We start from the raw sequence: 15,042 nt of genomic DNA, 5'->3' as shown, positions 1-15,042 counted from the left end.
ACAGCCGGTGGCGTTAAGTGAGGGAATAATGACCGCATTGCTTGATATGAACCGGTTGCTGGATGAGCTGGAGGCCGGATTGCGTGACATCATGGCTGAGCGGGGCGTGGAATCCCCGGCACTGATCGGTATCCGCACCGGCGGCGTCTGGCTCGCCGATGTCATGAGGAAGCGCCTGGGGCTGGAAGAGCCCTACGGCGAGCTGGATATCTCCTTTTACCGGGACGACTTCAGCCGTATTGGCCTGAACCCGAAGGTGAAGCCGTCCAGCCTGCCGTTCAGCACCGAGGACCGCGACATCATCCTGATTGACGACGTCATCATGAGTGGGCGCACCATTCGCGCGGCAATGAATGAAATCTTCGATTATGGCCGTCCAGCCAGTATCATTCTTGCCACACTGATTGACCTCGGTGCCCGGGAACTGCCCATCCAGCCGGATGTTACCGGCAAGGTTTTGGTGCTGGAGAGTCATCAGCGGGTAAAACTCCGCGGCCCCGATCCGTTGCGCATCGAATTGCAGGAAACCGGGCAGTAACCACCGCGAAACTCTCTCGTGAACAGGCGAACAGGCGACACATGATAGACCAAGCTTCCAAACGATCCCTGCAGCTGACCGCAGATGGTCAGTTGCGGCACTTCCTGACCCTTGACGGGCTCGACCGCGCCCTGTTGACCGACATTCTCGATACCGCAGATTCTTTTATCGAAGTGGGCGAGCGCACTATCAAGAAGGTCCCCCTGCTTCGGGGGCGCACGGTGGTGAACCTGTTTTTCGAATCCAGCACCCGCACCCGCAGCACCTTCGAACTGGCCGCCAAACGCCTGTCCGCCGATGTTCTGAATCTGGATATCAGCACCTCGGCCACCTCCAAGGGCGAATCGCTATCGGACACCCTGCTCAACCTGGAGGCCATGGCCAGTGACATGTTTGTGGTTCGGCATTCCCAGAGCGGGGCGCCGCACTTCATCGCCGAAAGCGTGACTCCGGGCGTCGCCATCATCAACGCCGGTGACGGTCGCCATGCCCACCCCACCCAGGCGATGCTCGACATGCTCACCATCCGCCAGCACAAGGGCGGCTTTGAGGGCCTGAAAGTGGCCATCGTTGGCGACGTACTGCATTCCCGCGTGGCCCGCTCCCAGATCCGCGCCCTCAACGAGCTTGGCGCGGCGGAAGTCAGGGTCATCGCTCCGGGCACGCTGCTGCCCCGGGACGTGGAAAGCCTGGGCTGCACTGTGGAGTACGACATGCAAAAAGGCATGAAGGATCTGGACGTAGTGATCATGCTGCGACTTCAGAGAGAGCGGATGGAAGGGGCACTGCTGCCCAGCGAGAGGGAATTTTATCGCCTCTATGGCCTCAGCCAGGACAAGCTGGCGCTGGCCCATCCCGAATGCATTGTGATGCACCCGGGGCCGATCAACCGTGGAGTGGAAATTGAATCTGCCGTGGCCGATGGCCCCCAGTCGGTGATCCTGAATCAGGTCACCAACGGCATCGCCATCCGTATGGCGGTGATGTCTATGGCGATGGGCGGGCAGGTTTCAGAGCGCAACCAGAAACAGGCCGGGAGGGAGCAGGCGTGACGGTAACCAACAACACACCTGGACTATCCCTGAAAATCATCAATGGCCGGTTGGTACTGCCGGGTAGTGATGAGCTGACCGAGGCGGCCGTTGTGATCACGGATGGTGTGATCAGCGCTGTTGGCAAGGCGGCCGAGACCGTCAACACCGATGAGATCTTTGACGCCGCCGGCAGCATTGTCGCGCCGGGCCTGGTGGATCTGTGCTGCAACCTGCGGGAGCCTGGCAACGGGCAGAAAGGCAACATCGCCTCGGAAACCCGCGCGGCGGCACGCGGCGGCTTCACCACGGTGTGCGCCTCACCAGAGACGTCACCGGTCAATGATTCCGGGGCGGTCACCCATCTGATCCGGGACGGAGCCCACGCCCGTTCGCCGATCCGGGTACTGCCGGTAGGCGCGGTGACCCGGGGTCTGGAAGGGGAGCTGCTCAGCGATATGGCGGGCCTGTCTTCCGCCGGCTGCGTGGCATTGGGTAACGGTGGCCGTGGTGTGCGCAATGCGCGCATTCTCCGTCGCTGCATGGCTTACGCCAAAACCTTCGGGTTGACGGTGATGTTCAGTCCGGAGAACCAGGCGCTGGCGGCGGACGGTTATGCCCACGATGGCCTGGTAGCCTCACGCCTTGGCCTGCTGGGGATTCCGGAAGTGGCGGAGACCGCTTCGGTGATGGAAATGCTGTTGCTGGCGGAGGAAACCGGTGTGCGCCTGCACTTGAGCCAGCTGTCGTCGGCGCGCAGTGTGGAAATGGTCGCGGATGCCCGCCGTCGCGGCATCGCCGTCACCACCGATGTCGCCATGCACCAGTTGCTGTTCACCGAAGACGCCCTGTCCGGGTTCGACAGCCGTTTCCACGTGCGCCCGCCATTGCGGGCCGAGTCCGATCGCCAGGCCCTGCTGGCCGGTGTCCGTGAGGGTGTGATTGATGCCATCGTCAGCCAGCACCAGCCCCACGATTCTGCCGCCAAACAGGCGCCTTTGGGCGCGACCGAACCGGGCCTGTCCACCATCGAGAGCACCCTGTCCATGGGGCTGATGCTGGTGGCACGTGGTGAACTGACCCGGTCTGCGTTGCTGCGGGCAATGACCACCGGACCGGCGGCTATCCTCGGGCGGTCGGCCAGCCTGGCGCAGGGCGAGGCGGCGGACCTGTGTATTTTTGATCCGGACGCAACCTGGACCCCGGGGGAGGACAGCCTGGTGTCGACCGGCCGCCACGCGCCGGTGATGGATGAAGCCATTCCCGGCGTGGTCAAGCTGACCCTTTGCGAGGGGCGCGTTGCCTGGGGCCCGGGCGTACTCTGACCCGGTTGCCCGGGCAAGGAAATGCGGCAGAGGTTGCCCCGCCTCTGTCGAGCCCATCACAGATTCTCACCTTGTTGCTGAAAAGCCCTTGAAGGCAGGCACCTGTGCCAACGTATTCTTGTGACACCCGACCTAATCTCAGGTCAGGGTCTCACGATGTACGGGTACAACAGGATGTGCCCGCCGTCTGACAATAATAATTCAGGAGTTATCCCCGTGAAATCAGCTAACCTCCCGCAACGGGTGGCTGCCGCTGCCGCCCTGTGTGCCAGTCTGTTGCTGGCGCCTGTCAGTCAGGCCGAAGAATCCATACTCGAACGAAGTTTCTGCGTGTTTGATCCGGTCGGTGCCAATGGCCCGTTGTTCGCCATCACCAAAACCTTCCAGCCCGAGGCCATGAAGCAGGGCATCAAGCTCAACCTGCACGCCTACACGGATGAAAAAGTGGCCGCCGAAGATTTCAAGGCCGGCCAGTGCGATGCCGTCCTGCTGACGGGCACGCGCGCCCGTGAATTCAACAAATTCACCGGTACTCTCGAAGCCATGGGTGCGGTCCCCGGCGAAGAGGAGATGCGCCTGCTCTACAACACCCTGAGCCAGCCCAAGGCCCGCCAGTTCCTGGTTGACGGTCCCTACGAAGTGGCGGGTGTGTTCCCCGGCGGCGCGGTGTATCTGCATACCCGTGATCGTTCCATCGACTCAGTGGAAGAGCTGCAGGGCAAGCGTATCGCAACGCTCGACTTTGACAACGCGTCGGTGCGCATGGTGCGCCACGTGGGTGCGTCCGTGGTGGGGTCCAATTCCGCCAATTTCGCCGGCAAGTTCAATAACGGCAGCGTGGATCTGGCCTATGCTCCGGCCGTGGCCTACGCCCCGCTGGAGCTGTACAAGGGCGTGAATCCCGACGGCGGGGTGTTCAAGTATGCGCTGGCGTACATGAACTTCCAGGTCATCATCCATCGTGACCGTTTCCCGGATGACGCAGGCCAGATGGTTCGCGACCAGGCCATCAAACGCATCGATGAGGCCTACGAGATCATTGCCCAGGCCGAAGCCGAAATTCCGGAAGATGTGTGGATGCATCCCCCGCAGGAAGACGTGGCGGAATACGACAAGATGCTGCGCAAGGTGCGGTTGTCCCTGCTTGAGGACGACGTATACGACGAGCGTGCGATCAAGCTGATGAAGGCGATTCGTTGCCGGGTGGATGGCTCCCGGTCTGAGTGTGCTTCCTGAGGATTGGCTGAAGGCCCGCACTCGCGGGCCCGGTCAGCTTAGCTGATCGCCTCTTTCAGTGCCTTGCCGGCCTTGAACCCGACGGTCTTGCTGGCAGGTATTTTGATGGTGGCGCCGGTCTGTGGATTGCGTCCGTCGCGGGCTTCGCGAGTGCGGATGTTGAAAGTGCCGAATCCGATCAGGGTGGTGTCTTCGCCTTTGGAGGCCGCCGCCGAAATCTGGTCGGTCACGGCGGTAATGACCTCGCTGGCTTTCTCGCGGGTCAGGCCGGTCTTGTCGGCAATGGCGGCTGCCAGTTCAGGTTTGCGCATCGGGTACTCCTTGTTGTCGTTTTTGGTGTCAAACCGGCGGCAAGCCAGCCGCAGGCTGAACAAATCTATAGTGGGTTTGGCTGCAATGTGCAAACCCATGATGATAAAGGATAGCGTTTTACCGTGTTCATTTGCGGTGCGGTTCTCATAAAAACAGAGGTTTGTCCGCCATAATGCGTGCCCGGTTACAAACGGTAACGCTTCGCAAGCGGTGGTCCGGGCGGCCCGATTGCTCTGAAAACAAAAAAGAAGGTGCAGAAGTTATGAAACGTTTCCAGAAAGCTGCGGGACAGTGGTTGCCCGGTTTGGCAAAGCTGCGTGGCGTGACCGCGGCAGTGGTTGCCAGCGTCGCCCTGAGCGGATGTGGGGTGGTGAACCACATGGTTTACAAGACCACCGGCGATGTCCTTCAGGGGTTCTCCCGAAACCATACCGTACCCTATCTGCTGAGCACCGATGACCTGGCCATGGGGTGCGCCATGAGTGAGGCAACCGCTCCGTTGTTGATGTCGTTTGGTCGGGTAACCAATGAGCCGGACCAGATTGCCGTGATGCTTTACCTGTCGGCCGCTGGCTGCGCGGATGAGCAGGCCCGTGAACACGAACTGACCGGACTGGCTGCGCTGGGTAACATGGATGGTAATGCTGCTGAAGACGCGATGATCCGCCAGAAGCGTGCACACGCCCTGGCTGCCAAGCGCTATTTCCGCAGCTGGCAGCATCACAATGCTTACTACGGCGAGCCCAGTAATGGCGAGTGCCCCGATTTCGATGACGACCTGGACGAATTCATCTACATGGCGGGCCTGCTGTCAGGACTTCAGGCGCTGAACGCCGAGATCCAGTCCACCTCCGCTATTGGTGTGCCCAAGAATGTAGGCTCGGTGGTCGGCAGGGCAACCAGCTGTCTGGATAGCGACAAGTGGTGGGGCGCGCCGATGGCGCTTCGAGCGACTATTTGGGCGATGATTCCCGGCGCCATGCCCGAGGGCGAGAACGCCTTCGAGCGGCTGGAGATGTCGGATCGCCAGGGTGAACAGGCAGGTGTTCGCCTCAGCCATGTCTTCCACGCGATTGCTGCCATGAACAAGGGTGACAATGAGCGTCTGCGTGACGTGATCCGCCGTCATGCCGAGTCCATTGAGGAAACGCCTTCGAACGAGGAGTGGGCCTTCGTCGATGCCATGTCGACACAGATGATTGTGGCCATTTCCGATCGCATGTGGGTTGAGAACACCGGCTATCGGACGCCGCTGGGTCGCCTGGGCACCTTCTGGGATGACGAGCCGGAAGACGTTGAAACCATGGATCTGGATGATCTGCTGTAACCCATAATGTCTTCAGGGCGCGCCGTTATGTCCCAGGTTGGTTTTCGTCGTACCGGGCTGGAGTGGTTTTCCTCTCTGCCCGCTTGCCTGCTATTGCTGGCGGTGGTGCTGTTTTCCACCAGCAGTGATATTCACAACCAGATGCTGGGGGCAGGGGAGCAGATGTGGGGCGGCTACTACAAGCTTCGCTCCGATCTGGTCCAGCCTACCTGTGACCCCAACCGTGATATTGAGTCCGCTGTCGAACAGGAGCTGTCCGAAGCGGGTGGCTCCGAAAACCCGATGGCGGCATTGCTGGGTGACCAGGAGAAAGACCCGGCGGATGTCCGCCTTGCCATTGAACGGTCGGTAGCGGATTGCCAGGCCAGCTTCGCCAGCTACGAGAACCTGAAGGACAAACTGACCCCCGGTGTCCGCGCTTATCGTGCCGTCGAGTTATTCATTGCCGACCTGATTGCGTTCGGGCTGGAATCCCAGCGTTACATTCTGGTGATCCTGGTAATGTTATGTGCGGTGACCGCAACCCTGACACGCCACCACATTGCCATGCGGGCCATGGAAACCCGGCTCGATTACACCGTATCCCATACTCTGCAGACCATCGCCAACGCCATGTTGCTGGGCTCCAGTGTGATTTTCCGGCAATCGAGCCTGGGCAGCGACACCTCCATGTCACCGGAAGCGCTGCTCCTCCACAACCTGTGGATCATCGGTTTTTCCTGTCTAACCCTTGCCAGCCTGTACCGTTTGTTCCGGGTACCCGATGACCTGAAGGACGGCGGCAGCTTCAACAAGGCTTTCCTGGCGGTACCGCTGTATACCGTGATGTGTCTGATCTCGGGCACCTACTTTGCCCTGATCGGGCATGCCTCCGGCATCGGCATCTATCTCGGCAAGATGATGGAGCTGGCGGACATGTTCCTGAATGTCGGGCTCTACGTCTGGGTAGGGATGATGCTCAAGCAGACACGGCTGGCCACACTGGTCTTCAACGTGTTTCGTCCGTGGCGGATGCCGCCGGAGATGCTGGCCGTGGTTGCCGTGCTGGTGGCGGCGGTACCGACGGCCTATACCGGCGCCTCAGGCATTTTCGTTATCGCCGCGGGGGCAGTAATCTACAGCGAATTGCGGGCCGCGGGCGCGCGCCGGCACCTGGCCCTCGCCGCCACCGCTATGTCCGGCTCCCTGGGGGTGGTGCTACGCCCCTGTCTGCTGGTCGTAGTCATCGCCTATCTTAACCGGGAGGTGACCACCGACGAGCTGTTTGGCTGGGGTATCTGGGTGTTCGTGCTGACCGCCATGATGTTCATGACCGTGGCGCTGACGGTCAACCGCCAGAGCAAGTTTGATCTGGCACCGTCCGCTGAGGCATTCCCGGCCATGATGCAGGCCCTGCGACCACTGATTCCCTACGCCCTGGTGATCGCCGGTGTGGTGCTGCTTTACCGTTTTGCCCTGGACGTCAAGATGGACGAGTTCTCGGCGCCGCGCCTGTTGCCGGTGATCATGCTGGCGATACTGCTGTTCGAGCACGTGACCCTGAAGAAGAGCGCGCGCCGCGCCAGTGAGGGGCCTCCGCACCAGGGCCTGGAAAGCAGCCTGCGGTCAGCCACTAACGACACCACCGCCGAGATCGGGGCGCTGCTGCTGTTGCTTGGGCTGTCCGTGAGTATTGGCGGTGTTATCGAGCGCTCCCAGCTAATGGAAGCCTTCCCCCAGGCCTTCGACAGCGCCTGGTCCGCAATGCTGCTGATGGTTGTCATCCTGGTGATCCTTGGCATGATCATGGACGCCTTTGGCGCCGTCATCCTGGTGACCGCCACCGTGTCCACCATCGCCTACAGCAGCGGGATCCACCCCATTCACTTCTGGATGGTCACCCTGGTGGCCTTCGAACTGGGCTACCTGAGCCCGCCGGTGGCCCTGAACCACCTGCTGACCCGACAGGTGGTCGGCGAAGCGGAAGTGCTGGCGGCGCAGCAAGAAGGCGGCACTTTCTACCAGCGCCATGAACGCATCATCATGCCACTGATTGCCATGGGTATATCCCTGGTGCTGGTGGCGTTCGTGCCGTTGCTGTTCTACGGCTGAGTGCGGCCGGTCACACGGGTTCGGGCGCTCTCCGTTCCCCGCGCAGGAAGGTGACGTCCGCCCTGGGCGGTGCGCCAAACAGGCGGCTGTACTCCCGGCTGAAGTGGGAGGGGCTTTCGTAGCCGACCCGATAGCTGGCGGTGGCGGCTTCCAGGCCTTCGGCCAGCATCAGGCGCCGGGCTTCGTGCAGGCGCAGTTTCTTCTGGAATTGCAGCGGTGACATGCGGGTGACCTGTTTGAAGCTATGGTACAGGGTGGACTCGCTCATGTTTGCCGCGTCCGCCAATTCGCGGATACGCAGGGGCTCTGCGTAGTGATCCTTCAACGCTGAAATGACCGTGGAAATCCGGTGCGCCTGGGAATCGGCGGCAGCAAACTTGCGCATGCGTGAGCCCATGTCTCCGATCAGGGCCCGGTAGATGATTTCCCGGCGGGCCAATGGCGCCAGTATGGCGATGTCTCCGGGGGAATCGAGCAGGCTCAGCAGTCGGTAAAGCGCGCTCTGCATCCGCTCGTCCATCGACGAAATACACAGGCCACACTCCACTTCCGGGCAGGGGCCATGGGGATCCAGCGGCGGGGCCTTGTCGCCCAGTTCCAGTACCAGATCCGCCACTTCCTGTGGTTCCACGGTGAGCTTCACCGCCAGGTAGGGATGCTCCGGGGTGGCGTCGACAATTCTGCCCAGAACCGGCAGATGGACGGAACTGGCCAGATAGGTCAGCGGTGCATAGGTAATTTCCCGGTCACCCAACAGAATAGTTTTGGTGCCCTGAATCACGAAACACAGGGACGGCTCGTAGACGGTGGAGCCGCAATTGGAGGGCTGGTCGCAACGAATCAGCTCCAGGCCATCAATGGCGGAACTCTGTATCCCTTGCTGTGATGTCCAGCGACCGGCCACCCGGGCCAGTTGCTGCTGCAGGTTCAGAGCGAGGTTGGTGGCAAACTCAGGAATGGTGGCAGTCATCGTCGCGTCTCCCTTTCGCGGCAGTATAATCCTTCGAAACCTGAACTGTATGCCCTTTGAGCAGGTTCTGCAGAATCAGGCAATCACTGCGCAGAAACCGGCAACCGGTGCGAAAACCCAGGTAAAAACACCGAAAGCCTGTAACCGACGCGAAATACTACGGAAATCGAACGGTCATTCTTCCGCTCCCGGGGCCCCGGTGGTGTGGGTTACAGGTACATTGGCAGAATCGGGCAAGCTTCCCGCAGTAACCCGATACCCTCCTGCACTCAACACTCCTTATGTTAGACGACCAATCGGGGAAGAGGGACTGAAATATACCGTTTCATGTCGAAAAACCTCTACCCCAACCGACCTAACAAGCGATCTGACCGGATCTCTTGATTAACGGGAACGCTCACAAGGCGCCCCTGACTGCGGAGCTAGGAATCATGGAACGTCTGACCGGAAAAAACTTCAAAGGACCTGGCCGGGTGTTGGTCCCGGCTCTGGTAATGATGACAGTGTTACTGTCCGGATGCGATGTGCAGAGTGACGAGGCGATGGCGATGCCGCCACCACCGGAGGTGGATGTGGCGGAAGTCATTGTGGAGCCGGTGACTCTCTGGGAATCGTTCACTGGGCGCGTGGAAGCACCTGAAACCGTGGACCTGCGGCCCAGGGTCAGCGGCTACATTCACGAGGTAGCCTTTGAGGAAGGGGAGCTGGTGCAGGCCGGTGACCTGTTGTTCCAGATTGACCCCCGCCCCTATCAGGCCCGTGCGCAGGCGGCCCGTGCCGATCTGGCGTTGGCCAGGAGCCAGCTGGAACTGGCCAGGAGTGAAGCTGGCCGCGCGAAGACGTTGCTGGAGAGCCGGGCCATTTCGCAGGAGGAATACGATCAGCGTAACGCCGCGTTGATGAGTGCCCGCGCCCGGGTGGAAGCCGCCCAGGCAGCACTGGATACATCGGAGCTGGACCTGGAATACACCCGGGTTACCGCGCCGGTGAGTGGCCGTGCCGGCCGGGCGCTGGTGACCCGTGGCAACCTGGCCAACGCGGACCAGACCCTGCTGACCACGGTGGTGTCAGTGGACCCGGTGCACGTCTATTTCGAGGCCGATGAACAGGCCGCATTCAGCAGCCAGCAGCTGCTGGCCAATGACCAGCCCCGTAATGTGCGCATTGCCCTGGGTGACAACGGCCGCCAATACCAGGGCTTGCTGGATTTTGTCGATAACCGGCTGAACCCCGGTACCGGCACCCTGCAATACCGGGCGGTATTAGGCAATCCGGGTGGTCGGATCAAGCCCGGTCAGTTTGCCCGGGTGGAAATGCCGGTGGCCGAGCTGGACCGTGCACTGTTGGTCAACCGCAAGGCGGTACTGACCGATCAGGACCGCCGATACGTCTACGTGGTGGACGAAAACAACCAGGTTGCTCCCAAGCAGGTTACCGCCGGTCATCAGGTGGAGGATCTGCTGGTGATCCGGGAAGGCCTCAACAGCGGTGACCGGGTAATCATCAACGGTGTTCAGAAAGTGTTTGGCGCCGGCATGGAGGTCAAGCCGCAACTGGTTGCCATGAGGGAACCGGATGCCAGTCAGGGCCCCGCGGTTGCGGTAGCCGGGGAGTCTGTGCAATGAATGTCTCGCGCTTCTTTGTGGACCGGCCGATTTTCGCGGCGGTGCTGTCCATTATCATTCTCGCCATCGGGGTGATCTCCATCCCCAACCTGCCAGTGAGTGAGTACCCGGAAGTGGTGCCGCCTTCGGTGGTGGTGCGCACGGTCTATCCCGGCGCCAACCCCAAGGAGATTGCAGAAACCGTGGCGACACCGCTGGAGGAAGCCATCAGCGGTGTCGAGGACATGATGTACTTCAAGTCCGTGGCCGGTTCTGACGGTGTCTTGCAGATGACCGTTACCTTCCGCCCCGGCACGGATGCGGAAGATGCCACCGTGCGAGTGCAGAATCGTGTCAGTCAGGCGCAGGCGCGGCTGCCGGAGGCGGTACGCCGTCAGGGCGTGACCACCCAGAAGCAGTCACCGACTTTCCTGATGGTGGTTCACCTGACGTCGCCGGACGGCACCTACGACACCCTGTACCTGCGCAACTACGCCCGGCTGCATGTACGGGACCGGCTGGCCCGTATCCAGGGGGTAGGGGATGCCCAGATCTTTGGCGGCGGTGACTACGCCATGCGCGCCTGGCTGGATCCGGACCGGATTGCCGCCCGCGGCCTGACCGCCAGCGACGTGGTCCGTGCCATGCGTGAGCAGAACGTCCAGGTCTCCGCCGGCCAGATCGGCGCCGAACCGGTGCCGGACAGTGACTTCCTGACCCTGATCAACGCCCGTGGCCGGCTGGAAACTGTGGAAGAGTTCGGCGACATTGTGCTCAAGCGTGGTGACAACGGCGAAATCCTGCGGCTGGAAGACGTCGCCCGGCTGGAGATGGGGGCTGGTGACTACACCTTGCGCTCCCAACTCGATGGCAAGGACGCCGTGGCTATTGGTGTGTTCCAGGCCCCGGGGGCCAACGCCCTGGACATCCGTGATGAGGTGATCGACACCATGGACGAACTGGCCACCCGGTTCCCCGCGGGTGTCGAGTATGAAGCGGTGTACGACACCACCATCTTCGTCAGTGATTCCATCAAGGCGGTAGTGGCCACGCTGCTCGAAGCGGTGTTGCTGGTGGTATTGGTGGTCACCCTGTTCCTGCAGACCTGGCGGGCGTCCATCATTCCGCTGCTGGCGGTACCGGTGTCAGTCATCGGCACCTTCGGCGCGCTCTACCTGCTGGGGTACTCCATCAACACCCTGACCCTGTTCGGGCTGGTGTTGGCCATCGGCATCGTGGTGGACGACGCCATCGTGGTGGTGGAAAACGTTGAGCGTAATATCGAGGAAGGCCGGAGCCCGCTGGCGGCGGCCCACCAGGCCATGAAGGAAGTGTCTGGCCCTATCATCGCCATCGGCCTGGTGCTGTGTGCGGTGTTTATCCCCATGGCCTTCCTTTCAGGTGTGACCGGCCAGTTCTACCGGCAGTTCGCGGTGACCATCGCCATTTCCACGGTGATTTCCACCATCAATTCGCTGACCCTGTCACCGGCGATGGCGGCCATGCTGCTCAAGCCTCATAGCGCTCCCAAGGATCGCCTGCAGAGGGGTATCGATTTCCTGTTCGGCTGGGTGTTCCGGCCCTTCAACCGCTTCTTCAACGCCAGCGCGGAGAAATACCAGGGCGGCGTGTCCCGCTCCCTGCGCCGGCGTGGCGCGGTGTTTGTGGTCTATGCGCTGTTGCTGACCGGCACCGGGCTGATGTTCAAAGCGGTGCCACCGGGCTTCATCCCCATCCAGGATAAGCTGTACCTGATGGCCGGGGTGAAATTGCCGGAAGGGGCCTCCCTGGAGCGCACCGACCAGTTGCTGCAACAGGTGACCGATATCGCCATGGAAACCGAGGGTGTGGCCAACGCTGTGGCCTTCCCGGGCCTGAATGCGCTGCAATTCACCAACACCTCCAACACCGGTGTGGTGTTCTTCCCCCTCAAGCCGTTTGATGAGCGCAGCCTGAGCGCGGGGGAGATTAACGCCCAGATCAACCAGAAAATCAGCGGGCTGAAGGAAGGTTTTGCGTTTTCCTTCATGCCACCGCCGATCCTGGGGCTGGGCAATGGTTCCGGCTACCAGTTGTTCATCGAAGACCGGGGCAACCTGGGCTACGGTGCCCTGCAGAACGCGGTGAACCAGTTCCAGGGCGCCATCAGCCAGACCCCGGGCATGGGCTATCCCATCAGCAGCTACCAGGCCAACGTGCCGCAGCTGGATGCGGAAGTGGACCGGCTCAAGGCCAAGGCCCAGGGCGTGCCGCTGACGGAGCTGTTCGCTACCCTGCAGACCTATCTGGGTTCCACTTACGTCAACGACTTCAACCGTTTTGGCCGTACCTGGCAGGTGATTGCCCAGGCGGATGCCCCCTACCGCGACAGCGTGGAGGACATCGCCCGCCTGCGTACCCGCAACGAGCAGGGCGAGATGGTGCCCATTGGCTCCATGGTGGATATCCGCCAGAGCTTCGGACCGGACCCGGTGTTGCGCTATAACGGCTATCCTGCCGCCGACCTGGCCGGAGAAGCGGACCCACGGGTACTGTCTTCGGCCCAGGCCATGGACACCCTGACCGCACTGGCAAACGAGACACTGCCCGCTGGCATGGACTTCGAATGGACGGACCTGAGCTATCAGCAGGCGACCCAGGGCAACGCTGCGCTGGTGGTGTTCCCACTCGCCATCCTGTTGGTGTTCCTGGTGCTGGCGGCGCTGTATGAGAGCTGGACGCTGCCGCTGGCGGTGATCCTTATCGTACCCATGTGCATGCTCTCGGCGCTGATCGGTGTCTGGTTCGGGGGTGGTGACAACAACATCTTCGTCCAGGTGGGGCTGGTGGTATTGATTGGCCTGGCCTGCAAGAATGCCATTCTGATCGTGGAGTTCGCCCGCGAGCTGGAACTGCAGGGGCGAAGCGTGGTGGAAGCGGCGCTGGAGGCCTGCCGGTTGCGGCTGCGGCCCATCATCATGACCTCCATCACCTTTACCGCCGCCGTGGTGCCGTTGGTGTTGGCCACTGGTGCCGGCGCCGAGGTGCGCCAGGCTCTGGGCACCGCGGTGTTCGCCGGCATGATCGGCGTCACCCTGTTCGGCCTGTTCCTGACGCCGGTGTTCTACGTGGCCCTGCGCAAGCTTTCCGGCAGCCATCGCCTGAAGAGCCACCATACCTCCACCCTGATTTGCGACGAGGACGAGGATGAAGACGCACTGCCGGGAGGTAGCCATGCTTAAAGTACTCACCATGACCAGCGCGCTGGCACTGCTGGCCGGTTGCGCCGTGGGGCCGGACTACCAGGCACCGGCCACGCCGGAACCGGACGCCTTCTCGCAAGGGCAACAAGCGAGTGCCGGTGTTGATCAACAACGCTTCTGGCAGGGTTTTGATGATCCCTTGCTGGCGCAGTTGATCGACCGGACCCTGGCCGCCAACCACACCCTGGAAGGGGCAGTGGCCCGCTATGAACGCGCGGCTGCCCTGTTGTACGGCGCCGAAAGGGAGCAATGGCCCAGCGTGACTGCCAGTGCCTCCGCCGCCGAGCAATACCTGGCGGACATTGAGCAATCACCACCGGGCGCAGGGCCGGAACGGGTTCAACGTTACCAGGCTGGTCTGGCCGCCAACTGGGAACTGGACCTGTTCGGACGCCTGCGCCGCGCCACCAATGCGCAACGTGCGGAGCTGGAAGCCGCCGGTGCTGACCTGGGTGCGGTACAGGTCGCCCTGGCCGGGCAACTGGCCAGCAGTTACTTCGAACTGCGGGGCCTGCAACAGCAGTATCGGGTGGCACAGCAGAGCGTGGCACTGCAACAGCAGTCCCTGGACATTGTTGAGGCACGGGTAGGGGCAGGCCGGGGCACCGAGTTTGATCAGGTGCGTGCCCGTGCCCAACTGGAACGTACCCGCGCTGAATTGCCCACCCTGCAGGCGGGCATCCGCGCGGCCATGCATCGCATCGCCGTGCTGACCGGCCAGCCGCCGATGGCACTGGTGGAGACACTGTCGCCTCCGGCTGAACTCCCTGAAGCCTTGCCGGTCATTCCCGTGGACAGCCCCGGGGACGTACTGCGCCGTCGCCCGGACATTGCCGCTGCGGAGCGCCGTCTGGCCGCTGCCACCGCCCGTATTGGCGTGGCTACCGCCGACCTGTTTCCCCGCTTTACCCTGAGCGGACTGCTGGGTTCGGTTGCCGCAGACACCAGTGACTTGTTCACCGGTCCGGCGGAATCCCGCCGAGTTGCCCTGGGCATCGACTGGACCTTCCTGGACCACGGGAAGGTCAAGGCCCGCATCGAGGCCGCCGGCGCCGACAGTCGTGCGGCACTGGCCAGCTATCAGCAAGCCGTACTGGAAGCGCTGGAGGAAGCGGAGACTCGGCTGGTGCGTTACCAGCGTGCGCAGGAAAGGGAAGGGCGACTGCAACAGGCCATGACCGATGCGGAGAAAGCGGTGGAGCTGGCCCGCACCCGTTACGAGCAAGGCTTTATCGGCTACTTTGAAGTACTGACGGCGGAACAGGAATTCACCGCCACCCGGGACGCGGCGGTACGCAGCCGCACTGAGGTAACCCTGGCCATGGTGGACGTATACCGGGCGCTGGTAGGGGCGCCCGGTTAAGTA

Annotated in this window: 11 protein-coding genes; 9 read left to right on the top strand and 2 right to left on the bottom strand. The window is 62.0% G+C overall.

The window, feature by feature from the left end; all coding sequences use genetic code 11:
- Positions 1-28 precede the first annotated feature (28 nt).
- The 4 genes from pyrR (at position 29) to ACQUWM_RS09690 (ending at position 4,130) form a co-directional block, all read left to right on the top strand.
- Positions 29-538 (top strand): bifunctional pyr operon transcriptional regulator/uracil phosphoribosyltransferase PyrR, encoded by a 510-nt coding sequence (gene pyrR, locus ACQUWM_RS09705; protein ID WP_428921994.1) that lies wholly within the window; start codon positions 29-31, stop codon positions 536-538.
- A 41-nt stretch (positions 539-579) separates the two neighbouring features.
- Entirely contained in the window at positions 580-1,590 is a 1,011-nt protein-coding gene (locus tag ACQUWM_RS09700) for an aspartate carbamoyltransferase catalytic subunit (RefSeq protein ID WP_428921993.1), read from the top strand.
- Positions 1,587-2,894 (top strand): dihydroorotase, encoded by a 1,308-nt coding sequence (locus tag ACQUWM_RS09695; RefSeq protein WP_428921992.1) that lies wholly within the window; start codon positions 1,587-1,589, stop codon positions 2,892-2,894. Before ACQUWM_RS09700 ends, ACQUWM_RS09695 begins: the two co-directional genes overlap by 4 nt.
- 216 nt (positions 2,895-3,110) lie before the next feature.
- Entirely contained in the window at positions 3,111-4,130 is a 1,020-nt protein-coding gene (locus ACQUWM_RS09690; RefSeq protein WP_428921991.1) for a putative solute-binding protein, read from the top strand.
- Positions 4,131-4,168: 38 nt separating this feature from the next.
- Here ACQUWM_RS09690 and ACQUWM_RS09685 read toward each other — a convergent pair whose 3' ends face one another.
- Positions 4,169-4,441 carry an HU family DNA-binding protein gene (locus ACQUWM_RS09685; RefSeq protein WP_406989494.1) on the bottom strand — a complete coding sequence of 91 codons (273 nt, stop codon included), beginning with the start codon at positions 4,439-4,441 and terminating at the stop codon, positions 4,169-4,171.
- 263 nt (positions 4,442-4,704) lie between these two features.
- Between ACQUWM_RS09685 and ACQUWM_RS09680 the strand changes: the two genes are divergently transcribed.
- Positions 4,705-5,769: a hypothetical protein gene (locus ACQUWM_RS09680; protein ID WP_428921990.1), complete on the top strand. Its 1,065-nt coding sequence runs from the start codon at positions 4,705-4,707 to the stop codon at positions 5,767-5,769.
- Positions 5,770-5,796: 27 nt separating this feature from the next.
- A complete protein-coding gene (locus ACQUWM_RS09675) occupies positions 5,797-7,860 on the top strand; it encodes a TRAP transporter large permease subunit (RefSeq protein ID WP_428921989.1) in 2,064 nt (687 codons plus the stop codon).
- 10 nt (positions 7,861-7,870) lie between these two features.
- On the opposite strand, the gene ACQUWM_RS09670 is transcribed toward ACQUWM_RS09675, so the two are convergent.
- Positions 7,871-8,830 carry an AraC family transcriptional regulator gene (locus ACQUWM_RS09670; RefSeq protein ID WP_428921988.1) on the bottom strand — a complete coding sequence of 320 codons (960 nt, stop codon included), beginning with the start codon at positions 8,828-8,830 and terminating at the stop codon, positions 7,871-7,873.
- A gap of 431 nt (positions 8,831-9,261) precedes the next feature.
- Here ACQUWM_RS09670 and ACQUWM_RS09665 point away from each other — a divergent pair, with 431 nt between their 5' ends.
- The 3 genes from ACQUWM_RS09665 to ACQUWM_RS09655 are packed head-to-tail and all read left to right on the top strand — an operon-like array spanning position 9,262 to position 15,039.
- Positions 9,262-10,455, top strand: coding sequence for an efflux RND transporter periplasmic adaptor subunit (locus ACQUWM_RS09665; RefSeq protein WP_428921987.1), 1,194 nt, complete (start codon positions 9,262-9,264; stop codon positions 10,453-10,455).
- A complete protein-coding gene (locus ACQUWM_RS09660) occupies positions 10,452-13,655 on the top strand; it encodes an efflux RND transporter permease subunit (protein WP_428921986.1) in 3,204 nt (1,067 codons plus the stop codon). The genes ACQUWM_RS09665 and ACQUWM_RS09660 overlap by 4 nt, the downstream gene beginning before the upstream one ends.
- Positions 13,648-15,039, top strand: a complete 1,392-nt coding sequence (locus ACQUWM_RS09655) for an efflux transporter outer membrane subunit (RefSeq protein WP_428921985.1) — start codon at positions 13,648-13,650, stop codon at positions 15,037-15,039. The genes ACQUWM_RS09660 and ACQUWM_RS09655 overlap by 8 nt, the downstream gene beginning before the upstream one ends.
- The last annotated feature ends 3 nt before the right edge of the window (positions 15,040-15,042 follow it).

Source organism: Marinobacter sp. DUT-3, assembly GCF_050379435.1.
Classification (GTDB): Bacteria; Pseudomonadota; Gammaproteobacteria; order Pseudomonadales; family Oleiphilaceae; genus Marinobacter.
Note: the sequence above shows the minus strand (reverse complement) of the source record. Positions and strands in the feature narration are given on the sequence as shown.

Excerpts from the sequence above, each read along its gene's own strand:
- ACQUWM_RS09655 (WP_428921985.1), top strand. The coding sequence starts at position 13,648 with ATGCTTAAAGTACTCACCATGACCAGCGCGCTGGCACTGCTGGCCGGT.
- ACQUWM_RS09680 (WP_428921990.1), top strand. The coding sequence starts at position 4,705 with ATGAAACGTTTCCAGAAAGCTGCGGGACAGTGGTTGCCCGGTTTGGCA.
- ACQUWM_RS09700 (WP_428921993.1), top strand. The coding sequence starts at position 580 with ATGATAGACCAAGCTTCCAAACGATCCCTGCAGCTGACCGCAGATGGT.
- ACQUWM_RS09675 (WP_428921989.1), top strand. The coding sequence starts at position 5,797 with ATGTCCCAGGTTGGTTTTCGTCGTACCGGGCTGGAGTGGTTTTCCTCT.
- ACQUWM_RS09660 (WP_428921986.1), top strand. The coding sequence starts at position 10,452 with ATGAATGTCTCGCGCTTCTTTGTGGACCGGCCGATTTTCGCGGCGGTG.
- ACQUWM_RS09665 (WP_428921987.1), top strand. The coding sequence starts at position 9,262 with ATGGAACGTCTGACCGGAAAAAACTTCAAAGGACCTGGCCGGGTGTTG.
- ACQUWM_RS09670 (WP_428921988.1), bottom strand. The coding sequence starts at position 8,830 with ATGACTGCCACCATTCCTGAGTTTGCCACCAACCTCGCTCTGAACCTG.
- ACQUWM_RS09685 (WP_406989494.1), bottom strand. The coding sequence starts at position 4,441 with ATGCGCAAACCTGAACTGGCAGCCGCCATTGCCGACAAGACCGGCCTG.
- pyrR (WP_428921994.1), top strand. The coding sequence starts at position 29 with ATGACCGCATTGCTTGATATGAACCGGTTGCTGGATGAGCTGGAGGCC.